The organism is Prosthecobacter gellanilyticus (assembly GCF_007992435.1).
Classification (GTDB): Bacteria; Verrucomicrobiota; Verrucomicrobiia; order Verrucomicrobiales; family Verrucomicrobiaceae; genus Prosthecobacter; species Prosthecobacter gellanilyticus.
This window is the reverse complement of sequence record NZ_BKAG01000059.1, coordinates 1-22,362: the sequence shown is the minus strand read 5'-3', so window position 1 is coordinate 22,362 and position 22,362 is coordinate 1. Positions and strand designations below refer to the sequence as shown.

Sequence of the window (22,362 nt, the reverse complement as noted above, 5' to 3'; positions counted from 1 at the left end):
ACCCATGGTTGTGCATCCCTGTGCTTGATCAAAACTAAGTCACCATGCGTTGGTCTCTATTGATAGTTTCAACTCTGGCAATGATTGCCGGCTGTGATCGAAGGTCGTCCGATCGACCATTGCCGAAGGTCTCTATTGAGGAGGTTCCTGCGCCAAAAGAAGCAACCGTCATCGTCGCCGAAGGATCGAATCTCGGGGCTGTGGGTGCCGAAGCGTATGGTCACGAACGATTTTCTGGCTTCATTGCGGCGATGAACGGGATTGCAGATCCCGAGCGTGTTCAGGCAGGCGCATCACTCAAGACGCCATCCCTTGCGGTTGCATTCCGTGATGCCGGCGCTGACGCCACCTTTCAGCCAGCGCTGAATGTCCTCTCGAAAGCGTGCACAGATTACTATGCCATTGAGCCGGCCTATCTGGCTGCCCGCCAGGCCAGTGGCGTTGAGCGCGGAGAATTTGCTATCCCATCGGAGATTGCGGCAAAGCTCCGCGCATGTGCTGATGCGATTGATGCCGCAGTTGCGACGCTATCAACGGCCAGAGTGCCTCACACACGTCCGTCGATGACCATCGACCAGTTTGGACAGGCCGCCTGGCACATCAGGGACCTCGCTGCCGGACACATCGATGGATATGGATACGACTATGACCTCGTCGGTCAGCGATTCGGATTAGCGTTTACGAATGCCTTGATATGGACGCAGAACCACCATCGGTAGTTGATGGCATCATGCTCTCAAAATCTCATCTCCTGTCGTGAGGAGATGGTGCGCGGTACAGGGTTCGAACCTGTGACCCCCACCATGTCAAGGTGATGCTCTACCACTGAGCTAACCGCGCGGGGTTATTGAAGGGCCAGCTTCTTACTCCACCCAGCCCTGGGAGCAACTGGTTTTTCACCCTCACTTCGCAGGTTTCGGTGCGGGAGGCTCCTGTTTGGGGTGTCCGGCGAGCTGAATGACGGAGGTTTTGCTCTCGGTGGGGAAGTCGGCAGGCACATCGGCGGTGGCTTTCACATCACCCGTGGCAGCCCATTCGGTGCCGCGCTGAAGAGTCTCATAGAAGCCGCGATCCAGCATGGAGTAGTCCGCATGACCGAGTGTGGTGTGAAACACGCGGCCCTTGCCGTAGTCGATGACCATGAGGTTCGGCTCCTGCTCGGCGGTGAGGTCGGACTTCGATGAAGACAGAATCTGGATGTGCTCCGCCGGACCGCGCAGACGGCTGTAGAGCTCGTCCTTGCAGTGCATCCATCGCTTCGGCAGACCGCGGGTGATCGGGTGGTCCACATCACTGATCTCCACCACAAACTCATGCTGCGGGCCGTGCGCGCCGCCGGAGCCTTCGCCGGTGTTTCGGTACAGCTTGCCTTCCTTCACATAGATCCAGGGACCGCTCTTCTCATTGCGCCCGCCCCAGCCGCCGACACCAATCATCTGGTTATACTCTTTCCAATCAGGAAAGGAGTTGTTCGCCGCGTGCACGGAGACAAAGCCGCCGCCAGCCTTGACATAGGTGTCGAACTCCGCGCGCACATCTGTGGGCCAGGGCTCGCCATTGTAGTTGCTCACCACCGCGGCGTAGTCACTAAACTTCGGGTGCCAGGCCTTCCAGGCATCCGCAGGCGCGCCTTTGGCAGGCGTGGTGCTGACTTCGACCTTGAAGGCGCCGCTGCCTTCCAGCGCATCCTTGAGCACGGGCGTGGTGATGTCCCACTTGTGATTGTTCTGGCCGTCCACGATCAGGACTTTCAGGGGATCAGCGAGGGCCGAGGTGGACAGGGCGGCGATGGCAAAAAGGCAGGGGATGGGGCGCATGATGCGCGGTTTTAAGAAACCCGGGCGCGGCCTGCAAGACTGAAAGTGCCCCATCATGCGCACACCGCGCTTGTCCCTGCGGTGTTTCGTGGCTTTATCCGCGCACTGCACTGTAACGCAACCGCATGATCACCCGGCGCCTCACCCTTCTGCTGCTCCCCCTGCTGCCAGTCATCCTCGGAGCCTGCAAGCGTGAGGCCTCTGCCGCTGCCAAGGCTGGCACTTCCCGTACGATCATTCTGCTCAGTGCTCATGGCGACCGCGCTTATGAGATGGCGCAGAGCCAGCAGCTCGCGCGCCTCGCCTTTGCCCGTGAGGGCAGCAATCTGAAGGTCCTGGATGCCAAGGGCGACAGCAAGCTTCAGGCTCGCCAGCTCGATGAAGCCGTGGCTGAAAAGCCCGCCGCCATCCTCATCTCCGCTGTGGAGGCGAGTGCGCTCTCCGCTCATGTGAGTGATGCCGTGCAGGCGGGCGCCTTGGTGATCGGCCTGGGTGAAAATGCCGCCTCGCTGCCATGCTCCACCGTGGTGCAGGTCGCGCAGCGTGACCTCGGCAAACTCGCCGGTGAGCTGGTGGCACAGTCGCTGACGCGCAAAGCGCAGGAAGAAGGTAAAACGGAAGCGGTGGGCCGGGTCGTCGAGTTGCGTGGCGATGACCACAGTGCTGAAGCGCAGGCTCGACATGAGGGCTTCATGGAGGCCCTGCAAAAGGTTCCAGGAGTGATCCTCGTGCATGATGCGCCTGCGAACTGGACAGGGCAGGGTGGCAAGGACCGCATCCACGAGGCCCTGCGCCTGCAGAGCCAGTTTGATGTCGTCTACTGCCAGAGCGATGCCATCGCTCTGGGCGCGGCCTCTGCGCTTGGTGAGCAGCGCGGCCAGATGATGATCATCGGCACGGACGGCTTTCGCGGAGACGAGGGCGGCCTAACCTTGGTTGCTCAAGGAAGCATTGATGCCTCAATCTACCAGCCGCCGCTGGTGGATCTGGCCTGGCAGATCATCGAGCGTCGCGTCAGCGAACCTGGCTTCACGCCGAAGCCAAGCTATCGCGTTGAGGCGACCGTGATCACACCCAAGAACGTGGAAGACCTGCGCCGTGGTGGATTCCCGGCGTTGCCAGCTTTGTGAGGATGATTTGAAGATGAGGAGTGCTACTGCACGAAGGTGTTACCTTCGCCGAATCAGTCTCTCTTCGCGCGCTTCTCCTGCTTGGCCAGCTTCTTCTCTTTGGCCGTCTTTTGAGGGAGCTTCTTCTTCTCTTTTTTGGCGTCTTGAGCTTTCATGAGCGGATCTCGGTTTGGTTTCAGCCATCCACGATGTGGGACGGCATGAGCGGGGTTATAGCGTGGATTTCAAAACAGCGCAATCTTCGACTCATCACTGTCACGTCACGCTTTCGGTGCTGGAGATGGAGCTGGCTCCATCAATCTCTGCACACTCACCGCGCCATTCTCGCCAGAGGTGAAGGTGCGGCGCTGGCCATCCACCTCATGCACGATCACCAGCGCCTTGTTCCAGCCCGGTGTGGGATCCGCTCCCAGCCAATGCGGATTGGCGTAAAAGATCGCGCCGGGTTCTTCCAGCAGTGCCTGCACACGCTGCGTGACTTCCGTGAACTTTGTGCCGGAGCCATACACGGCGGAGACCAGCTTGACCGGCACCAGAGCTGGCGGATGCGCGGGCTTGCCATTAGGTTCCAGCTTGATGATCGAAGCCTTCCCAATGCCCAAGGTCAGTGACTTCGTGTTCCAGAGGTTTTCGAACTTTGCCAGATCACACACACCGCTCATCTCGATGAGGTCACCCTTCCGCAGTGTGGCCAGTTTGGGCAGCATGTTCGGCTGGTTCCAGTCACCGGCAAAAACGCGGATCGCATAGCCCTCATCCGCTGGCAGATGGGACCAAACCGTGAAGCGGCCCCAATGATCCACGCCGTGCACCTTGAAGCGCATCGTCATCGGCCGCTGCCTGTCCACGAGCTTCTTTTTCAGGATGCCGTTCGCCACTTCCTTTTGCGCTTCGGACCAGTCCTGCGCATTCTCCGGCTCCAGATCCTTCGGCAAAACCGCCAGGACGTCCTTGTAGGTCTGCACCGGCCTAACCGATTTTGGTTTAGGCTTTGATTCGGGCTGTGACTGAGGTGCTGCTACGGGTTCTGCTCCGGAAACAGCACCCACAAGCATCGCGGCTAATAAGGCATGGCAAAGGATCTTCTTCATGGCGTGAGGAAGCTATCACAGCGGTCCGTCAGCGCACAAGCCCGGCTCGGTAAAGAGCTGGTAAAGAGAGTTCTAGGGCAGTTTCACGTCTTTCACATCCAGGTGCAGCTCGGCATTCGTGCGGCCCAGAACCTCGGCATTGCCGATGCGGCCGGTGATGGTGATCTTGTCGCCCTTCTTCAGCTTCTCCACCTTCGGGTGCTGGTCGATCGCCAGGACGGCCAGGATATGCACGCTGATGTTCACGCCGGAGAGCCGCTCCATCTCCACACGGCCGCCGATCTTGTAGCGGGTCACCGTCGGTGCCTCCGCCGCTTGAAAGGGATCCACGTTGCCAATGACGATCTTGAAGGTGGCCTGCTTGCCTTCAGACTCGGCGGCTTTCTTCGAGGCTTCACCGGCCGCATCCATCATCTTGTTAGACCCCGAGCGCAGGTCCTTGATGACATCACGCGACAGCCCGTCCAGCACCGCGAGCGGCTCCTGAATTGTCACCGGCTTCTCCTCGGCACCTTGGGAGTTCACGGACATGGCAATCCCGGCGGCGGCAATGAAGGTGAGGTATTTCATGGACTGTCATGTTCTTAAGTGTTCTCGCCCATGTCGAGACAAAATATGCTCATAAGTTCTCAGTTCGCGGTTCGCAGTTCACCAGGCCACCCCGATGTGTTACCCATGTATTGAGCCTGAAGTGTTACCTATGTTTTGAACCTGCGCCCCGAGAAGCGAGAACCGTTCACCCAGCTCTACGCATCTCCTTGATCCACTCAGGAGGCAGGCCCTGCCCGGGAACCGAGGTGTCCGGCTGGCGCTTCAGGCCCAACGTGTGCTCCAGCAGCCATTCCACGCCGGCCCAGAAGTTCAGCCTGTCCAGCACCGGGTTCAGCGCATTCGTCACCGGGCAGTAGTGCACCTCCTTCGGGTTCGTGTGGTGGATGGCGTGATGGTGCGGCGTCTGCAGGAGGCGCATGTCCTGCAGCCAGGAGATCAGCCTGCCATTCTCCTTCCGCGTGCGGTGAGACCACTTATGCACCTCGTTCGCGTTTCCGCCCACGATGGCAAACAGCCAGACATGCCACGTCAGCCGGCCCAGCAGCGCGGCGATCACCACCACGACGCTCATGGCCATCAGTTGGTCCCAGTTGCTCTTGAACCAGCCATTCTTGGTCATCCTTCGCGGCAGGTGATGATGGATGGTGTTCGGGATTCCGATCCACTTACCGATCAGGGGTGTGTTTTCGCGGATGTAGGCGTCTTCCGCCCAGTGGATGATTCCGGCGATGAAGTCCGCCAGGAGGATGACGCCGATGGCTTGAAGGAGAATAGAGAGGAGGGAGATGAGGTCATTCATGACCCCGCACCACATAGCCACCGAAGCTCCGGGGGTGATATCGATAGTCGAGATGTTGTTATCGACTGAGTCGATGCGCGGCTAGCTGCCATGTGCCTCCCCGATCTCAACCCCAAGGATGTAGCAGAATCCTTGATCTATCTGCAGGTGACGTAATATTAAGAAATGCGTATATCTTATTCGAAGAAAGGTTGAACCCTCTCTTCGCCATGGCATCTTATAGACTCACCCCCCAACCATGCGCTGCCCCAAATGCGGAAGCTCCCAGGATAAAGTGATCGACTCACGCGAGGCGCGGGAGGGACATGCCATCCGCCGACGCCGCGAGTGCATGAAGTGCAATTTCCGCTTCACGACCTATGAGATCGTGGAGCGTGAGGAACTGCGGGTGGTGAAGCGCAATGGCGCGAGGCAGAATTTTGACCGTGAGAAGCTGATGTCCGGCCTGCGCAAGGCCTGTGAAAAGCGCCCCGTGAAGATGGAGCAGCTCGAGCAGCTGGCGGACGACATCGCCAACGAGCTGGAAGAGGAAGGCTACCGCGAGATCCCCTCCACTGTCATCGGTGCCAAGGTCATGCGCGGCCTGGAGGCGATCGACCACGTGGCCTATGTGCGCTACGCCTCAGTCTACCGGCAGTTTGAGGACGTGGGCGAGTTCATCAACGAGATCAAATCACTCGACCGCCGCCGCAGTGTGGATGATGATCAGGAAGAGCTTTTTAGCTGATCCTCCTCTCTCATTCATGTCCGAAAAGACCATCTTCCAGAAGATTATCGACCGCGAGATCCCGGCACCCCTGGTGTATGAGGACGATCTGGTCGCCGCTTTCAACGACGTCAATCCGCAGGCGCCCACGCATGTGCTGATCGTGCCGAAGAAGCTCATCCCCCGCGTGGGTGAGGCCACGGCGGAGGATCAGGCCACGCTGGGAGCGCTGCTGCTGGCAGCGGGAAAGATTGCGGACAAGCTGGGTATTAAGGACCGTTCCAAGGGCTTCCGCCTCGTGATCAACCACGGCAAAGATGCCGGGGAAAGCGTGCCGCACATGCATGTGCATCTGCTGGCTGGGCGCCCTCTGGACTGGCCTCCAGGCTGAAAATCTGACGGATCGGTGCAACTTTGCACTGTCTGCCTGGTTACAAGGACTGTCATGGAACCGCTCTCGCCCAACGACCCGCTCTGGAACCTGCTTGGCAAGACCAAGAAGGCCGAGCCGCGCCCTAACTTCGTCCAGAACGTCGTTCGCGCTGCCCGTCAGACGCCGCAGGATCGTGGCATGCTGTCCTGGTTCAAGGGCTGGTGGCAGGACCAGGAGCATGGTCACGTGACCGTGGTCTGGGCGGCGGTGGCTGCTGTGATCATGGCCGGGCTGGTCTTCACCCTGCCTTCCGAGAATGCCGAGCCTCAGGTGGCTGTGCAGCCTGTGCCCGTGGTGCAGGAGCCTGCGGTGACCGAAGGAGATTTCCTGGTGCCCGAGTTTGAGACCCAGTGGGAAAACCTCACGCAGATGGGTGACCTTGTGGCCGTGCAGGATACGTCAGAGCTCACGGACAGTGAGATCCGGATGCTGTTGTATTAATCGTGGGACTGCCAAGTCGCGCCAGCGTCGTGGAGTGCGGTGGGAAGCGCTCAAGCGCGACATCGCTGTGTGCGGACGTGGGATAGTCGAAGGTCAAATGTGCAAGCCGAGCGCTCGACAGCGGCGTCAAGCCGCGCGCACTCCACGACGCTGCGCGAAATTCGTTAGGCCGAGTGTTGGATGCGTCACTCGCCCTAAGCGGTGTCGACGAAGCAAGGGTGCCCTTGCTTCTCTGCCACCGCACTCCGGGACGCTTCGCGACTTCGGGGGCTCACTTGCCGATGCAGTACAGCTTGTCTTGCGTGCGGATGAAGAGGCTGCCGTTGGAGACGGCGATGCTGCTGCGGCAGCTGGCGGCGTCGCCATTGGGTTTGGTGCCATCACCCATCTCATTCACGCTCAGCAGCTCGAAGGCATCGCCGCCGGCTTTCACGACATAAACATCGCCCCAGAAGTTGGTGGCGTAGATTTTGCCATCGGCCACGGTCGGGCTGCTTTCGAACTTGGACTTGCTGCCGGTCTCACCGGTCCACAGCACCTTGCCAGTCTTCGGCTCCACACGGCTCACGGTCTTGCGGCCGCTGTCGAGCACGTAGAAGCTGCCCTCATAAAAGGCAGGTGTGGAGACATCGCTGGTCACCACTTTCGGATCGCTGGTCCAGAGCGGCTGCACATCCTTGCCCTTGCTATCAAGGCCCATGCCGAAAACAGGAGAGTTCTTCGGTGCGCAGACGATGGCCACGCCATTGCCAACCACTGGAGATGGGACGAGACGGAAGAATTTGTTATACCCATCTCCCAGCGGATTCCAGGTGACGAGGCGTGCATACTCAGCGCCGGTGCCGGCATCATGCAGAGAGAGGGTGTCACCACCAGAGATCAGCATCACGCGCTTGCCGGCGTGATCAGCGAACACCGGTGAGCTGAAGGACTCGAGCGACTCGACCTGCGAATGCGTGGGGCGGATGTGCTTCCAGATGTCCTTACCGGTCGCGGGATCAAGCGCCAGGATGTAGCTGCTCATGTCCTTGCCTGGCGTGCCTTTGGCGAAGCCCTGGAACTCAAAGGTTTCATTGCGCTGCAGCACCTGGATGTAGAGCTTGCCGCCGTCCAGCATGGGGCTGCTGCCATAGGTCCACTGCGTGGCAAAGGCACCGTGAGTCTCTTTGAAATCGCGCTTCCACTGCTGGTTGCCAGCCATGTCATAAGAGGCAGCCACCGCATCGGCAAAAAGGAAGATCACATGCTCGCCATCCGTGACGGGAGAGGGGCTGGCGAGGTTGCTCTTATTGTCCCACTGGTAGCCGCCTTCGGAGACGACCTTGCGCCAGAGTTCCTTGCCGGTCTTGGTGTCATAGCAGAGGCCGATGAGCTTCTGTTCCTCGCGAAGCAGAGCGGTGATGAAGAGCTTGTCACCCCACACGACTGGCACGGAGGCGGAGATGGAGGGGAGATCTGTGGCCCACTTCACGCCCTCGGTTTTGCTGAACTTCACCGGCAGATTTTTCTCGGAGCTGGAGCCATCCATGTTCGGGCCACGCCAGTTTGGCCAGTTTTCAGCTTGGGCAAACGAGGCTGCAAGAGTGATGGCGACGAGAAGTGAGCAGGGTTTCATGGAGTGAGCGGTAAGAAGTCGAAAACGGGCCTGGATGTCGAGATGTTTCGCGGTGGGCAAATCGAAGACGTTTCAGCGTGCTTCAGGCAGCAGATCCGGGCGCATGCGGCGGGTGCGCTCCAGCGATTGTTGCGCGCGCCATTGGGCGATCTTGGCGTGGTTGCCACCCATCAGTACCTCCGGCACGGCCATGCCCTGAAACTCGGCAGGCTTCGTGTATTGCGGGGCTTCCAGCAGGCCGGTGGGACCAAAGGATTCCTCCACCGCGCTCATTTCATCTCCCAGCACACCCGGCAGCAAGCGCACAATGGAATCCATCATGACCACGGCGGCGATGGCACCGTTCGTGAGCACGTAGTCGCCGAGGCTGAGTTCCTCATCCACCCAGTGGTCGATCACCCTTTGATCCACGCCTTCATAGTGACCCGAGATAAAAATGATATGTTCCTCTGAACAGAGTCGGTGCGCGGTGGCCTGATCAAAGCGCTTTCCGGCCGGGGAGGTGAGGATGACCCGGCTTTTTTCCGTGTGCACCTTCTCCAGAGCGGCAAAGAGCGGCTCGGGTCTCAGGACCATGCCCTGGCCACCACCGCAGGGGGTGTCATCGACTTGGCGATGCTTGCCCATGCCCTGCTCACGCAGGTCATGCACACCCAGGGAAATCGCCCCTTTTTCCTGGGCACGGCGCATGATGCTGATGCCCATGGGGACAGTGACAAGTTCGGGGAAAAGGGTGATGACATCCAGACGCACGGCGCAGTGTATGCGGGGGATGGGCAGGGGGTGCAAGGCGCAAAAGTCAGGGGGGAAGGCTGGCTCGAGGCTTATCTAGGGTTGCAACACCGTCTCAAGACGGGTAGTTGAACATCAGCGGGTGTTAAGTCATCAGAGACTTTCCCCGGAGTGCTGACCAACCGTGAATTTTCCCCGCCTTTTCCTGTCCATGCCCGTGATCATGATGATCGCGGCGGCAGGGATTGTTTCCGCTCAGGAGGTTAAAGCGGCCCCAGTCCCACCCAGCCCGGGCCAGGACAGCATCGCCGCCAGCGCGGGTGACTTTGTCTCACGACCAGTCTTTTGGACCAAGGAGCAGAACCCGGCGGACTTTCTGGAAATGGCCGGACGCCATACCAAGGCACGATGGCGCACGCTCTACCGTCCGCAGCCCCCCGTCCCCAGCACGGACCGCATGCGCACCAGCTTTGCCCTCGGCAGCCTCATGGGGGAAAGCTATTTGATCTGGGAGGCCGGAGACTCCCAGCAATTTCGGAACAACAACCAGGACATCGTTTCCTACTGCCGCACGCTGGGCCTTGGGGAGAAGATGATGCCTCGCCTCATGGCCCAGGCCAAGATGGCGGAGATGGATGAGTGGAAGGATCTGCGCCAGGAGATCGTGGACGGTCATCAGGAGCTCCTGCGCCTGCTGCGGGATCAGATGGATGAAGACCTGGCCGTGCTGGTGGACATGGGCGCCTGGATGCGCTCGCTGGAAATCGTCTCCAAGCTCGTGATCGAGATTCCGGATGTGGACAAGCGCCACCTCTGCATTGGATCGCCAGCCTTGCTGGCTGAACTGCGCGCTCGCTTTGCGACTTTGGGTGATGACACCCGCCGCTCTGCCTTGCTGCAGCCGGTGATCCTAGTGCTCACCGACCTGGAAAAGACCTGGGGCGATACGGCCGCAGGTGCCCCCACCCAGGGCATGGTGGCCCGCACGCATGAGAAGCTTAATGCGGTGATGAAAGAGATGATCATGAATTGATTAACGGATTGTTGGTTAGGTGTGGTGTTGTCGTTGAGCGGGCATTGGGGCTCGAGATTGGAGGGTCAAGGGCCCGAAACTCCTTAGCCCAGGGCAAGGCCCTGGGGTTCACAAGGCACGGTGTTCTCCCGGAACCAAAACGCCGAAGGTGCGACATTCGACTCCTCGGGTTCGTTCGCCGATGGAGCTCCGGCGTCGAGTGTCGGCCTTTCAGGCCTCCACATCATCAACTTCGTCAGGCTGCATCATTCCCCAGGGCGTTGCCCTGGGCTGAGGAGTGCCGCCTCTTCGAGGCTCCGATCCATTTTCCCAGCGGCCCGAAGCTTAGCTCTTCCTCAGAAACTCAATCAAATCCGCCATTTGCTGCGGGGTGATTGCTGCCTCAAGACCTTCGGGCATGAGGGAGATGCCTGGACTGGTCAGGGACTTGATCTCGCTGCGCAAAACACTGTCCGTGCCGCCATCGGCGCGTTTGAGGGTGAGATTGCCGGCGGTCTCGCTGGAGATCAGGCCGCTCAGGAAGCGCCCATCATTGGTCTCGATGATGTAGAGCGCAAAGTTCGGAGATACTTCACGATTCGGGTCCAGGACATTCGTCAATATTTGTTCGGCGGTCCAGCCCTGGATGGTGCCGAGGTGCGGGCCCACGTCATTGCCCCGGTCCTTGTGCTTGTGACAGACCATGCAGGCGGTTTCGTAGATCTTCGCGCCACGGGCGGCATCGCCCAAAGTAGTGATGGGCTTTAGCCCGTCAGGGGTGTTCTCGGGAGCTGTCACGGGCTGAAGCCCACGACTACTTTTCAAGCCCAGCGCCGTCAGATACTTGTCGATCACCTCCTTGCGATTCGAGGCCGAGCCATCACCGATGAGCTTCGTGATGCGCTTCGCCAACGCGGGAGACTTCTGTCGTCCCAGCGTGGCCTTCGCGGCAGCGCTCAATTGATTAGGCTGGATCTTCTTCTCCTCGATGGCATCCAGCAGCTTGGCGATGCGGTCCGTGCGGGAGAGCAGGAGTGTCGTGGCTTTGTCGCGAAGGGCAGGGGTGAGCTTCGGCCAGGCTTCGAGGAGCAGGTCAGCAATGACGGGTTCGCGGTAGGTGCCAAGTGCCTCAATGGCAGCGAGTTGAAGTTCTGGAGACTCGGAGGGCATTAACAGGCCTCGAATGAGCTCAATTACCTGTTCGGCTGGCGCGAGAGACGTGGCGACAGGAAGTGCGAGGACTTTGCCTTCGGTAGATTTTGAGGTGTTGACGACGTTGATTGCCTGAGTGCCAATCTCCCGAAGTCTCGCATTGGTGACTTCATTGGATGAAACCGTTGCCAGTGAGATCGACAATCGAGTCGTGTGTGGGAGCATTGCTTGGAGCACCAACGATCTCAGGCTAGACGGAAACTCAGCTTTGCTTAGCGCTGTCATGATGATGGCCAGCTTCGATTTTTCACCTTTGGCAGCAACCAAACCTGCAAGTCGTGGCACTAAAGCGTTGTTTTGGATGGGCTCCAGATCCCGGTCACTCAAAAGCCAGGGCACGAGAAGCTTGTCCGCCCGATCAGCAGCAATGCAGAGGACCATCGTCTGCAACCAGGAGTCTGCATTCACTCTGCTGCCAACATGTCTCATGGCCTCGCTCCAAAAAGCTGCCCCCGCTCCATTTTCGGCAGTGGTGGTCAGATCTCGCATTGAGAACAAAGCTTTGATCGCGACCCGGTTCTCTGCATGGGCAGCCAATTGGGCGAACGAAAGCTTCGATGCGTCTTGCTTGAGGTCGCCGCTCCATTTCAACTCTGGAACGATAGGTTCGAAGAGTTCAGCTGCTGCCTCTGCCACAGGTCCATTCAAGAGACGAGCAGCCAGATCCAATGTCGGGACATCTAGCGCTGACAACGAAGACAGAGCATGAAGGGCGCATACTTTGCCTTGATCGGTCTTACCGCTTTTGGCCAACTCCCGCAGCAACTCCACCGCACTCTTGTCCTGTCTTTCAAACAACAGACGCTGCGCCGTTTCACGATGCCAGGCGTTCGGATGATCGAGCAGGGAAACAAGCTCCGCAGTGCTCAGGCGGCCTAACAAAGTAGTGCGGGGCTTTAGCCCGTCACCACCCGTGTTCGAGCTAAAGCTCGGAACTACTTTGTCCGAGCTAGCGCTCGGAATGACTTTGGGTGCCAGTCTCCAGATTCGGCCCTTGTCTTTGCCTTTGAGCAGATCAATCCCCGCATGAATGTCATCCGGGATGCTCCACGGATGCTCGATGACCTCGCGATACATGTCGCACACATGCAGGCAGCCATCGGGAGCATTGACGAAGTTCACGGGGCGGAACCACACATCATCACTGGTGCAGAAGTTCTTCGTGCCATCCACCTGCACGGCTTTGAAGGTCACGCCATCGGGAACGAGCTTCATGCGATAGAAGAGATTTCCTGCTACATCGGCGACGAAGGCGAAATCACGATACGCTTTTGGATAGGCATCGCCGCGATACACGGTGATACCAGCAGAGGAGGTGACCACACCGGCACCGACGAGCTCGCTCTTCGGCAGATGACTGCCTTCCTGCACCCAGCGCTTCGCACGAAAATCGCGCCAGGGTTCCGGAGGGCTTGTGCGATACACAGGAAGCTGATCACCCGCTTCAGCACAATCATTCAGCGCGCTAGGAATGACGAGGTAGGGATTGCGTTCGAGATAGCGATAGGGCAGCACCACATGCTGGCAGGGATTGCGGATGTTGCAGAGGAAGCGGTTGCCCCAGTCATCAAAGGTATTGCCGAAGCGCGCGCCACCACTCTCGAGTCGCACATCACCGGAGCTGGGATCAAAGCTGAAGTCGTGACGCTTGATAGGCAGCGGTTTGAAGTCTGTGGGCAGGGGCATCACACTCTCGCTTCCAGGCGCACGCTGGATCTCGCCGCCATTGGAGCCTCCGGCGACATAGATGCGATGATCGAGACCCCAGATGGGATTGTTCATCACAGCCTGCACATTGAGCTTCTTGAAGCCGGTGAAGACCTTCTGCTTCACATCCGCCACACCATCGTCATTTGTGTCCTTGAGATACCACACATCCGGAGTCGCGGTGACAAAGATGCCGCCCTTCCAGCAAGCCGCACCGGTGGGCCAGGAGAGGCCTTCGGCGAAGACGCTGGCCTTGTCGAAGACACCATCGCCATCGGTATCGGTCAGCAGGCGCACCTTGCCGATGTTCAGGTCCGTGGGGTTCTCCTGACTCGGCTTGTGCTTGGACTTGTCCGTGTAGGGATAGTCGTTCATCTCGCACACGTAGGCACGGCCGTTTTCATCATAGGTGATGGCCACGGGATCGGTGACCAGCGGCTCCGCGGCGATGAGCTGCATCTCGAATCCATCCAGCACATGAAAGCTCTTCGCGGCTTCCTTCGCCTCCGTCGGCGGGGTGGTGGGAAAGCTCAGCGGATCGGCTGCGATGGCGACCGTGGTAGCGATGGCCGCGAGACAAAACTGGGCGCGCAGGAAGATCATGTGATGCATCACGGGCAGGGTAGTGGAGGCCTTGCATCCAGGCACGCCAAAAGCCGCATCGGTATCGAAAGCTGGTATCGCAGCATGCCTGGGCCGCGCAGTTCCCGCGCTTCCGGAGACAAAACTGCCCACAAGAATAGGCTCGCCAAATGAGGGTAGGCCGGAGAAGGTGGCACGGAACTAGCGTTCGAAAGCATCGCCCCAACCCAATGAGCAACAAGACCGACTCCTCGAAACCGCTGACGAAGAACCCGCACCTGATCAAATGGGTCAAGAAGATGGCCGCCCTCACCAAGCCGGACCGCATCCACTGGGTGGATGGATCCAAAGCGGAGTATGACAAGCTCTGCGAGGAGATGGTGCAGGCCGGGACCTTCGTCCGGCTGAACCAGAAGAAGTGGCCGGGCTGCTTCTACGCGAAGTCTGACCCGAGTGATGTGGCCCGCGTGGAGGAGCGCACCTACATTTGCAGTTATTCCAAGGATGGCGCGGGCCCCACGAACAACTGGATGGACCCTTTTGAGATGAAGAAGAAGCTGCGCGGCCTCTTCAATGGCTGCATGGCCGGGCGCACCATGTATGTGCTGCCTTACAGCATGGGGCCGCTGGATTCGCCCATGTCCCAGATCGGCGTGCAAATCACGGACTCAGCTTATGCCGTGGTGAACATGCGCATCATGGCGCGCATCGGGAAGAAGGTTTTCCAGATCATCGACAAGGCGGAGAAGCGTGTGGTGCCCTGCATGCACACCATCGGCGCGCCTTTGAAGAAAGGGCAGAAGGACGTGCCCTGGCCCTGCAACAAGGAGAAGTACATCGTCCACTTCCCGGAGACCCGTGAGATCTGGAGCTATGGCTCCGGCTATGGTGGCAATGCATTGTTAGGCAAAAAGTGCTTCGCGCTGCGCATCGCCTCCGCCATGGCCCGCGATGAAGGCTGGATGGCCGAGCACATGCTCATCCTCGGCGTGGAAAATCCGAAGGGCGACAAGACCTATGTGGCGGCCGCTTTCCCCAGCGCCTGTGGCAAGACCAACTTCGCCATGCTCATCCCGCCAAAGCATTTCTCCGAGAAAGGCTGGAAGGTCTGGACCGTGGGAGATGACATCGCCTGGCTCAAGCCGGGACCTGATGGCCGCCTGCATGCCATCAACCCCGAGGCCGGTTTCTTCGGCGTGGCTCCAGGGACCAGCGACCAGACGAATCCGAACGCGATGGCATCGCTGCGGAAGAACACCATCTTTACCAATGTGGCGCTGACTCCTGACGGCGGTGTTTGGTGGGAAGGCATGACCGACACTCCACCGGCGAAGTGCACGGACTGGCAGGGCAATGAATGGACCCCCGAGATCGCGAAAGAGAAGGGGACCAAGGCCGCGCACCCGAACTCGCGCTTCACCGCGCCTGCCTCGCAGTGCCCGACCATTGATCCCGCCTGGGAGAACCCTGAGGGCGTGCCGATCAGTGCCATCATCTTTGGTGGACGTCGTGCCTCCACCATGCCGCTCATCTTCCAGGCCTTTAACTGGAGCTGCGGCGTGTATGCCGGAGCTACGATGGGCAGCGAGATGACCGCCGCCGCAGCAGGCACCATCGGCAAAGTGCGCCGCGACCCCATGGCCATGCTGCCTTTCTGCGGCTACAACATGGGGGATTACTTTCGCCACTGGATCAGCATGCAGCGCAGGCTCACCGAGACCCCGCGCATCTTCCACGTGAACTGGTTCCGCAAAGGTGCGGATGGCAAGTTCCTCTGGCCCGGCTTCAGCGAGAACATGCGCGTGCTGAAGTGGATCGTGGACCGCGCCACCGGCCACGGCATGTCCACGGAAACCCCCATCGGCTGGGTGCCGCGTTACCGGGACATCGACTGGACGGGCCTCGACTTCCCCAAGGAAAAGTTCGAAGAACTGCAGAAGTTCGACCGCGATGCGTGGCGCGCGGAGATCCTTTCCCATGAAGAGCTGTTCCTCGATCTGAAGACCCATCTTCCGAAGGAACTGATCTATGAGCGTGAGCTGCTGATTTGCCGTATGTGAGCTTAAATCACTGATTTCCAGGCTCTTGATCGGTGCCGTGACGGGCGGGCCTCTTCCATGATTTTTCTTTGAATGGTAGAGGCAGGTTCGTTGACTCAATTGTCACCCTGGATGGGTTGGATTGGCGGAGATTGGTTTCTAAAAAGTATCACGAATTGGGCTCTTCCCGACCGGGAAAGTTTCTCCTGGGCACGCCCAGGAAAATTTTCCTGAGGAGCTGGAATCCGTTGGTGACAAAAAAACCGCTCCTGCTACGCTCGCGTTCCCATTTCAGAAAAAACCGACCTCTTTTTGTCCATGCAGTCCGTCATGATGATCAATTGTTGCCCATTGCCGTGCGTGCGCGAGGCGGATTGCTTGTGACTCTTCTCCGGGCGTAGTTTTCTCCTCTCTTTATGTTCGTCATGCGTCATTCTTTCTGTGCTGCTTTGATCCTGGCCTCCGGGGCCACCTTGGTGCTGGGGCAGGCACCGCCTCCCGCGAAGCCACCTGTTCCAGGTGCTCCCGCGGCCCCGGCTGCTCCTGGTGCCCTCGCTGGTGGTGCCCTCAGCATTCAGGCTGAGACCGAGGCTCTCATGAATGCTGCCCTGGGACTCTTCCAGGAAGGCAAGTATCAGGAAGCCCTGGCGAAGATCGCCGAGGTGGAGAAGAACGTCAGTGGCAAGCCCTTCCCACAGGTGCTGTTCGTGAAGGGGGCCTCCTACTTCAACCTGAACGATTACCCGAACGCGATCACCTCCCTTGAGGCTTACCAGACCAGTTTTGCCGATGGCGAATACATCAACCCCGTGCGCATGGCACTGGGCCGCAGCTACATTAACAAAGGTGAGCCGGACAAGGGTATTGAGATTCTGAAGGCTCTCGTGGGCACCGCTCCTGCCATGAAAGCAGAAGCAGGCTTGTTTGTGGCCGAGGCTTTGAAGAAGCAGGGTAAGAACGATGATGCCATCGCCATCCTGACCTCGGTGCTCACCGATGGAACACGCAGTGCCGAAGGCATCCAGGCCGCGATGATGGCCGCCGATCTCTATGTGGCCAAGGGCGAGCTCGACAAGGCCGCCGAGCTGATGGACAAGGTGAAGGGCTTTGCCACGGGTGGCGACAACGTCGCCCAGATGAACAACATCTACCTCAAGCTGGGTGATCAGATGCTGGAGAAGAAGAGCTTCCGTGAGGCTCTCGGTGCCTACCAGCTCGTCCGCCGTCAGAGTGAGATCACCCGCGTGCAGAAGGACCTGATCGCGAAGATCGAGCAGAGTCTGAAAAACCCTGGCAAAGGACCGATCCGCGGCACCAAGGAAGAGCTGGAAGAGAAGCTGAAGACGAACAACTCGCTCCTGGAGGAGATCGAGAAGCGCTCCGACTACGACGCCTCCCTCTACTATCGTCTGGGCCGCTGCTATTTCGAAATGGCCCGCCTTTGGGAAGCCATCCTGGCCTTTGACGTGATCGTCAAAGACTTCAAGGAGTTCCCCCAGCGTGACCGCTGCATGTTCGGCATGATCATCGCCCAGGCGCAGTTGAAGCGCGTGAACGCCGCCCGCAATCTTTGCGAGAAGTACATCAATGACTTCCCGGATGGCGCTGACCTCGGCACGGTGTCCGAGATGTTCGGCATGCTGGCCTATGAAAACGGCCAGATGGACCAGGCTGTGCAGGCCTTCCACAAGGCAGAAGGTTTCCCAAAAGCGGACAAGGAGCGCCTGCGCTTCCTGCGTGGCAACGTGCTCTTTGAAATGCAGCGTTTCGACGATGCCCGCACGACCTTCGAACTGCTGGTGAACGAGTTCCCGGAGACCGCCTACAAGGACGATGCTCTCTACCGCGTGGCCCTCATCTACTTCTATCAGAACGACTCGATCAACACGACGAAGGCTCTAAAGACTTACATGAAGGAGAACCCGAAGGGGCAGTATGTGATTGATGCCCGCTATCGTCTCGCCTTCATCAAGTTCCAGGCGCGTGAGATGGATGATGCCATGAAGGATCTGGAAGGCATCGCCAAGGATGCCCCGAACGACCCGAACATCGGCCAGGTGTATGCACTCCTGGGTGACGGGTATAACCAGAAGCAGGATTATGAAAAGGCGCTGGAGAACTTCGCCCAGGCCGTGGACAAGGCCAAGTCAGACGACGTGCTGACGTATGCGATGGACCAGGCCACCGACCTCTACGCCTCCATGGGCAAGTGGAAGGAGCTCGGTGACATGTGGGACAAGTATCTCAAGACCCACAAGGACAACGAGGAGCAGGAACTCAAGGCCGTGCTGTGGATCTCCCGCGCCCGGGTGAAGGAAAACAAGATGGATGAGGCCCGGAAGCTCCTTTCGGATGCCATCAAGCCGAAGATCCCCAATCCTTCCAACGAACAGGTCGAAGGTCTGATCCAGCAGCTTGTGACCCTCGTGGCTCCGAAGCGCCGCGCGGCTCCTCGTCCTGCCACCCCCGCGCCTGCCGCTGATGCCGCCAAAGGCGCTGCTGCGGATGCCAAAGGCGCCACTGCCGCTCCAGCTCCTGCCCCTGCGGCGGCCGCAGCTGCCCCTGCAACTCCGGCGCCGGCTCCTGTCGCCACCTTTGAAGAGGTGGAGAAGCAGCTGGAAGCACTGCTGACACCGGCTGAGGCCGCCATGAATGGCACGGCTCAGATGCGTATCCTTTTCGCCAAGGCCTGGCTGGCCAAGACCATGCGTGAGCCTGAGAAGGCAGAGAAGTTCTTCACCATCATCATCGAAGTCGCGAAGGCTGAAGATCTGAGCCCCATGCTGCTCGCCACCGTGGGTGACAATGCCCGCAAGAAGGGTGACCTGGACAAGGCCATGGCCTGCTACAACCGCCTGAACGAGTTCTTCAAGGACACTGAGTATGCCGACGGTGCTGCCGTGGGTCTGGCGGAGATCGCCTTCGAGAAGAACGAGTATGACAAGTCCCTGGAACTCTTCCGCAAGGCCATGGTGGACTACGCTGGCAGCTCCCGTCTGCTGGATGCCACCCGCGGTGAGGCCAAGGCGCTCTACAAGCTGAAGAAGTATGATGACGCCAAGAAGATCTACGAGAACATCCTCAACACCAAGGAGTGGCGCGGTGAGGCCCATGCCGAGGCGCTCTTCATGCAGGGTGAGATGCTGATGGATCAGAACAAGCCCGGTGAAGCCGTCTCCTTCTACCAGCGCGTGGTGATCGCCCATCAGAAATGGAAGCCCATCCTCGCGAAGGCTTACGTCCAGGGAGCCAAGGCCTTCATCAAACTGAACCGCCCTCAGGAGCCGCCGGATCGTCCGAACTCTGACAAGGAGGCTGCCAAGCTGATGCTGATCGAGATGACCAAGCGCCAGGACATGCAGACCCTTCCTGAACTGAAGGAAGCCCAGAAGCTCCTCGCCACCCTTTAATTTTCTGCTCCCGCCCCTCATGCCTCGTGTCTTTTTCCTGCTCCTGGCTTTGTCCGGCCTTCTGGCCGGCTCCGCCCACGCCCAGTTCCTCATTTTGAAGGATGGCAGCCGCATCCCGTCTTCTGAATTCCACGTCGAGAACGGCAAGATCATCCGCACCATCCTTCTGGGTGACAACAAAACCGCCACGACCGAACTGCCCAAGCAGAACGTGGGTTCGCTCGACTGGCCGGACGTCGCGGAGATCACGGAAGCACGCAATCTGATGTCCCAGGGCAAGGCTGAAGAGGCGCTCGCCATCCTGGCCAAGGCCAAGACAAGCTTCGAGATGTTCGAGACGCTTCCTGGCTCCCCTTATGCGGAGATCTTCTTCACCTATGTGGAGCTGCTTAGCCAGGCGGGCAAGTTTGAGGATACGGTGAAGCTCATTCCCCAGCTGAAGATCCTCAAGCTCTCAGACGCGCAGAAGATGCAGCTCCGCATCATCCAGCTGGATATCGACCGCCAGACCTCGTCTGAGTACACCTCCATCATCGCCGAGGCGGAGAGCATTTTGAGCGAGACGGATGACTCCAGCGTGGGTGCTTCCATCTGGGCCATGATCGCGGACATCTATGCGCGCCAGAAGGACTGGGAAAAGGCGCTCATGGCCTACCTGCGCATCCCTGTGTTTTACGGCACCCAGCTTCAGCGTGTGCCAGATGCCGAGCTCAAGGCCGGCCAGATGCTGGTCAAAATGAAGCGCTATGAAGATGCCCAGGCTGTCTTCAAGCGTCTTGTGGAAACCTATCCAGGCTCCGCTGTCGCCGACCTTGCTGGCAAGGAGCAGGCGAAGATCAACGGCATGAAGAACGAACCCGAAACGGGTGACGGCAAGGCGGAAGGCAAAGACGCCAAGCCTGCCGAGGGCGCTGCCCCTGCTGAAGCTGCCGCGCCTGCCGCCAAATAACATTGCATTCCTCTTTCCCAATACTCATCCTCGTCTAAATCGTCACCCCTCAAGCCACCATGCACCTCCGTAAAACAGCCTCCCTGACCAAGATTATCGTTCGCGCATCGGCCTGCGCCATGATGCTCGCCGGCAATCTCGCCATCGTCGCTCCTATCCATGGCCAGGAGCCTGCTGCTCCTGCTGCCGCAGGTGCTGAGGCACCGACGAAGGTTGAGCACACCCTGATGGACCGTTTCCATGAAGGCGGCTGGGTGATGTATCCCATCACGGCTTGCTCCATCGCCCTGATCTGGCTGACGGTGGACCTCTGGATGCGCACCGGTCTGAAGAAGATGGCTCCTCCGAACCAGGTCTCCCAGCTTCAGGACCTCTTCCGTGCCGGTGACTACGTCGGCGCTTATCAGTTCGCCAAGAGCAACAACTCCCCCTTCTGCGATATCTCCCGCGTGGCCCTGAGCTTCGTCGGTGACGGTGAGGAAGCTGTGGACAACGCCCTGTTCACCGAGCTGAACAAGACCAACTCCACCATCACCACCCGCATCAACTACCTTTCCGTGATCGGGGTTTGCACACCGATGATCGGTCTGACTGGAACGGTGACGGGGATGATGAGCGCGTTCGCCACTCTCGGCACCAGCGGCGTGGGTGACCCGTCCAAGCTCTCCGGCGCTATCGGTGAGGTGCTTATCGCCACGGCCTCCGGTCTCTTCATCGCTGTGCCTGCGTTCATGTTCTTCTACTTCCTGCGCAACCGCCTCCAGTCCTCCATGACCGGTCTTCAGGACGTCGTCGGCGCCTTGTTCCGCAAGATGCCTTACAGCCACCTCAAGGACGCTCACGTGGGCGAGGAAGAGTTCTACGCCGCGATCCCGAACTGGGTCAACGGTGGCGAAGGAGTCCCGGCGGCTGCCTGATTCGGCAGATCTGTTTCATACTTATCAAACCAACTTTAACCTGACACCACTATGGGCGGAGGAGGCGGCGGAGAAGGCGAACCGGAGTTCCAGATTGCTCCGATGATTGACGTGCTGCTGGTGCTGCTCATTTTCTTCATGAGCATCACCTCAGCTCAGGTGCTGCGTATCGACAAGGACATCAAGCTCCCTGTCGCTGCGGACGCCAAGAAGAAGGAGGACAAGAACACCATGTTTGAGGCGGCCATCAACATCCGGTGGCTGTCCGGCAAGCAGGAGTCCGTCATCAAACTGGATGACCGCGAGATGTCCAATGAGGAGATCGTGGAAGCACTCACCCAGCGTAAAAACAACAACCCCACCTACCGTTGTGTGATCCGTGGTGATCGCGATACTCCGGCGGTGGAAGTTCAGAAGGTGATGGCTCTGATCGCCCAGTCGGGCATCGATGACATCTCCTTCTCAGCACTCAACCAGGACGGCTGATCATCATGGCAGGACACAAGGCATCACATCGTAAAGTCGAGACTGACAACCTGGTCATGGGTTTCCAGATCGCGCCCATGATCGACGTCGTCTTCGTCATCATGCTTTTCTTCATGGTCATGGCCGGTGCGGTCAAGGTCGAGCGCGAGCTGAAAACCCAGCTCCCCGGCATTGGCACACCTTCCCTGAGCAATGAGGACACTCCGCCGGACGAGATCATCGTCACCGTGGAGGAGACAGGCGTGGTCACGCTGAACGAGGAGGAGTTTGACACTCCTGAAAACAAATCCCTGCCTAACTTCACCGGCACGCTGATGAAGCTCAAGCAGGAGGCTGACAGCCGCAACGCCAAGGTCATGGTCACCATCCAGGCTGAGGAGCAGGCCCGTTATGAGCGCGTCATCGACGTGCTCAACGCCATGGCCAAGGCCCGCATCGGCAACGTGACCTTCACCGTCGGCGGCGAGGAGTTCTAACCACGTTTTCGACAAACATTTCAGGCCTGAAGGTGTCACCGCCTTCAGGCCTTTTTGTTTAAAAATGGTTATGCCGAGATTGGCGGTCTTGTTTTGCGAGCCGGAGGCTCGCCGGCTTGTAGCCGGTGGTGAAGCGAGGCTTTGCGAGCGAGAACCACCGGTCTCAAGACACGCGCAGCCTACGCAAGAAACGCGTCCCGGAGGGTCGCTGGAAGCATTCGCTCCCTCGGAGGACCCCTATGGCGGGGGCTGGCTG

General features: G+C 59.2%; 19 protein-coding genes and 1 tRNA gene. 12 read left to right on the top strand and 8 right to left on the bottom strand.

Features of this window, described 5'->3' with window-relative positions; translation table 11 throughout:
• Nucleotides 1-44 precede the first annotated feature (44 nt).
• A complete protein-coding gene (locus BGE01nite_RS25350) occupies nt 45-719 on the top strand; it encodes a hypothetical protein (protein ID WP_146855042.1) in 675 nt (224 codons plus the stop codon).
• 46 nt (nt 720-765) lie between these two features.
• On the opposite strand, the gene BGE01nite_RS25345 is transcribed toward BGE01nite_RS25350, so the two are convergent.
• A tRNA-Val gene (locus BGE01nite_RS25345) sits at nt 766-840 on the bottom strand.
• A 62-nt stretch (nt 841-902) separates the two neighbouring features.
• Nucleotides 903-1,817 (bottom strand): ThuA domain-containing protein, encoded by a 915-nt coding sequence (locus BGE01nite_RS25340; RefSeq protein ID WP_146855039.1) that lies wholly within the window; start codon nt 1,815-1,817, stop codon nt 903-905.
• Between the two features lie 125 nt (nt 1,818-1,942).
• Here BGE01nite_RS25340 and BGE01nite_RS25335 point away from each other — a divergent pair, with 125 nt between their 5' ends.
• Nucleotides 1,943-2,947, top strand: a complete 1,005-nt coding sequence (locus BGE01nite_RS25335; protein ID WP_146855036.1) for a sugar ABC transporter substrate-binding protein — start codon at nt 1,943-1,945, stop codon at nt 2,945-2,947.
• Between the two features lie 260 nt (nt 2,948-3,207).
• Here the strand turns inward: BGE01nite_RS25335 and BGE01nite_RS25330 are convergent, their stop codons facing one another.
• The 3 genes from BGE01nite_RS25330 to BGE01nite_RS25320 all read right to left on the bottom strand — a co-directional run bounded on the left by BGE01nite_RS25330 (nt 3,208) and on the right by BGE01nite_RS25320 (nt 5,389).
• Entirely contained in the window at nt 3,208-4,038 is an 831-nt protein-coding gene (locus BGE01nite_RS25330) for a hypothetical protein (protein ID WP_146855034.1), read from the bottom strand.
• 72 nt (nt 4,039-4,110) lie between these two features.
• The gene (locus BGE01nite_RS25325) at nt 4,111-4,608 is read right to left on the bottom strand and encodes a hypothetical protein (RefSeq protein WP_146855032.1); all 498 of its coding nucleotides are present in this window, start codon (nt 4,606-4,608) and stop codon (nt 4,111-4,113) included.
• 166 nt (nt 4,609-4,774) lie between these two features.
• A complete protein-coding gene (locus tag BGE01nite_RS25320; protein ID WP_170267060.1) occupies nt 4,775-5,389 on the bottom strand; it encodes a fatty acid desaturase CarF family protein in 615 nt (204 codons plus the stop codon).
• Nucleotides 5,390-5,627: 238 nt separating this feature from the next.
• On the opposite strand from BGE01nite_RS25320, the gene nrdR reads away from it, so the two are divergent.
• Genes nrdR through BGE01nite_RS25305 form a run of 3 tightly spaced genes read left to right on the top strand, consistent with a single transcriptional unit; the run spans nt 5,628 to nt 6,969 of the window.
• Complete coding sequence (gene nrdR / locus BGE01nite_RS25315) at nt 5,628-6,116, top strand: transcriptional regulator NrdR (protein WP_146855026.1); 489 nt, start codon at nt 5,628-5,630, stop codon at nt 6,114-6,116.
• 16 nt (nt 6,117-6,132) lie between these two features.
• Nucleotides 6,133-6,486, top strand: a complete 354-nt coding sequence (locus tag BGE01nite_RS25310; protein WP_146855023.1) for a histidine triad nucleotide-binding protein — start codon at nt 6,133-6,135, stop codon at nt 6,484-6,486.
• 54 nt (nt 6,487-6,540) lie between these two features.
• Nucleotides 6,541-6,969, top strand: a complete 429-nt coding sequence (locus tag BGE01nite_RS25305; protein ID WP_146855020.1) for a hypothetical protein — start codon at nt 6,541-6,543, stop codon at nt 6,967-6,969.
• Nucleotides 6,970-7,240: 271 nt separating this feature from the next.
• On the opposite strand, the gene BGE01nite_RS25300 is transcribed toward BGE01nite_RS25305, so the two are convergent.
• Both BGE01nite_RS25300 and trmD read right to left on the bottom strand, forming a co-directional pair.
• The gene (locus tag BGE01nite_RS25300) at nt 7,241-8,584 is read right to left on the bottom strand and encodes an outer membrane protein assembly factor BamB family protein (protein WP_146855018.1); all 1,344 of its coding nucleotides are present in this window, start codon (nt 8,582-8,584) and stop codon (nt 7,241-7,243) included.
• A 72-nt stretch (nt 8,585-8,656) separates the two neighbouring features.
• Nucleotides 8,657-9,337, bottom strand: coding sequence for a tRNA (guanosine(37)-N1)-methyltransferase TrmD (gene trmD, locus BGE01nite_RS25295; protein ID WP_146855085.1), 681 nt, complete (start codon nt 9,335-9,337; stop codon nt 8,657-8,659).
• A gap of 163 nt (nt 9,338-9,500) precedes the next feature.
• On the opposite strand from trmD, the gene BGE01nite_RS25290 reads away from it, so the two are divergent.
• Nucleotides 9,501-10,349 (top strand): hypothetical protein, encoded by an 849-nt coding sequence (locus tag BGE01nite_RS25290; RefSeq protein WP_146855015.1) that lies wholly within the window; start codon nt 9,501-9,503, stop codon nt 10,347-10,349.
• A gap of 324 nt (nt 10,350-10,673) precedes the next feature.
• Here the strand turns inward: BGE01nite_RS25290 and BGE01nite_RS25285 are convergent, their stop codons facing one another.
• On the bottom strand, nt 10,674-13,850 hold the full coding sequence (locus tag BGE01nite_RS25285) for a PVC-type heme-binding CxxCH protein (protein WP_170267059.1): 3,177 nt from the start codon (nt 13,848-13,850) through the stop codon (nt 10,674-10,676).
• Nucleotides 13,851-14,059: 209 nt separating this feature from the next.
• Between BGE01nite_RS25285 and BGE01nite_RS25280 the strand changes: the two genes are divergently transcribed.
• The 6 genes from BGE01nite_RS25280 to BGE01nite_RS25255 all read left to right on the top strand — a co-directional run bounded on the left by BGE01nite_RS25280 (nt 14,060) and on the right by BGE01nite_RS25255 (nt 22,106).
• Nucleotides 14,060-15,889 carry a phosphoenolpyruvate carboxykinase (GTP) gene (locus BGE01nite_RS25280; protein ID WP_146855011.1) on the top strand — a complete coding sequence of 610 codons (1,830 nt, stop codon included), beginning with the start codon at nt 14,060-14,062 and terminating at the stop codon, nt 15,887-15,889.
• Between the two features lie 404 nt (nt 15,890-16,293).
• Nucleotides 16,294-19,278, top strand: a complete 2,985-nt coding sequence (locus tag BGE01nite_RS25275) for a tetratricopeptide repeat protein (RefSeq protein WP_170267058.1) — start codon at nt 16,294-16,296, stop codon at nt 19,276-19,278.
• A 19-nt stretch (nt 19,279-19,297) separates the two neighbouring features.
• A complete protein-coding gene (locus tag BGE01nite_RS25270; protein WP_146855007.1) occupies nt 19,298-20,227 on the top strand; it encodes a tetratricopeptide repeat protein in 930 nt (309 codons plus the stop codon).
• A gap of 59 nt (nt 20,228-20,286) precedes the next feature.
• Complete coding sequence (locus BGE01nite_RS25265) at nt 20,287-21,144, top strand: MotA/TolQ/ExbB proton channel family protein (protein WP_146855006.1); 858 nt, start codon at nt 20,287-20,289, stop codon at nt 21,142-21,144.
• A 51-nt stretch (nt 21,145-21,195) separates the two neighbouring features.
• A complete protein-coding gene (locus BGE01nite_RS25260; protein WP_146855004.1) occupies nt 21,196-21,630 on the top strand; it encodes an ExbD/TolR family protein in 435 nt (144 codons plus the stop codon).
• A gap of 5 nt (nt 21,631-21,635) precedes the next feature.
• Nucleotides 21,636-22,106, top strand: coding sequence for an ExbD/TolR family protein (locus BGE01nite_RS25255; protein ID WP_146855002.1), 471 nt, complete (start codon nt 21,636-21,638; stop codon nt 22,104-22,106).
• Nucleotides 22,107-22,362 lie beyond the last annotated feature (256 nt).

Excerpts from the sequence above, each read along its gene's own strand:
- BGE01nite_RS25270 (WP_146855007.1), top strand. The coding sequence starts at position 19,298 with ATGCCTCGTGTCTTTTTCCTGCTCCTGGCTTTGTCCGGCCTTCTGGCC.
- nrdR (WP_146855026.1), top strand. The coding sequence starts at position 5,628 with ATGCGCTGCCCCAAATGCGGAAGCTCCCAGGATAAAGTGATCGACTCA.
- BGE01nite_RS25280 (WP_146855011.1), top strand. The coding sequence starts at position 14,060 with ATGAGCAACAAGACCGACTCCTCGAAACCGCTGACGAAGAACCCGCAC.
- BGE01nite_RS25260 (WP_146855004.1), top strand. The coding sequence starts at position 21,196 with ATGGGCGGAGGAGGCGGCGGAGAAGGCGAACCGGAGTTCCAGATTGCT.
- BGE01nite_RS25340 (WP_146855039.1), bottom strand. The coding sequence starts at position 1,817 with ATGCGCCCCATCCCCTGCCTTTTTGCCATCGCCGCCCTGTCCACCTCG.
- BGE01nite_RS25305 (WP_146855020.1), top strand. The coding sequence starts at position 6,541 with ATGGAACCGCTCTCGCCCAACGACCCGCTCTGGAACCTGCTTGGCAAG.
- BGE01nite_RS25335 (WP_146855036.1), top strand. The coding sequence starts at position 1,943 with ATGATCACCCGGCGCCTCACCCTTCTGCTGCTCCCCCTGCTGCCAGTC.
- BGE01nite_RS25265 (WP_146855006.1), top strand. The coding sequence starts at position 20,287 with ATGCACCTCCGTAAAACAGCCTCCCTGACCAAGATTATCGTTCGCGCA.
- BGE01nite_RS25275 (WP_170267058.1), top strand. The coding sequence starts at position 16,294 with ATGCGTCATTCTTTCTGTGCTGCTTTGATCCTGGCCTCCGGGGCCACC.
- BGE01nite_RS25300 (WP_146855018.1), bottom strand. The coding sequence starts at position 8,584 with ATGAAACCCTGCTCACTTCTCGTCGCCATCACTCTTGCAGCCTCGTTT.
- BGE01nite_RS25320 (WP_170267060.1), bottom strand. The coding sequence starts at position 5,389 with ATGAATGACCTCATCTCCCTCCTCTCTATTCTCCTTCAAGCCATCGGC.
- BGE01nite_RS25325 (WP_146855032.1), bottom strand. The coding sequence starts at position 4,608 with ATGAAATACCTCACCTTCATTGCCGCCGCCGGGATTGCCATGTCCGTG.
- BGE01nite_RS25285 (WP_170267059.1), bottom strand. The coding sequence starts at position 13,850 with ATGATCTTCCTGCGCGCCCAGTTTTGTCTCGCGGCCATCGCTACCACG.
- BGE01nite_RS25330 (WP_146855034.1), bottom strand. The coding sequence starts at position 4,038 with ATGAAGAAGATCCTTTGCCATGCCTTATTAGCCGCGATGCTTGTGGGT.
- BGE01nite_RS25255 (WP_146855002.1), top strand. The coding sequence starts at position 21,636 with ATGGCAGGACACAAGGCATCACATCGTAAAGTCGAGACTGACAACCTG.
- BGE01nite_RS25350 (WP_146855042.1), top strand. The coding sequence starts at position 45 with ATGCGTTGGTCTCTATTGATAGTTTCAACTCTGGCAATGATTGCCGGC.
- BGE01nite_RS25310 (WP_146855023.1), top strand. The coding sequence starts at position 6,133 with ATGTCCGAAAAGACCATCTTCCAGAAGATTATCGACCGCGAGATCCCG.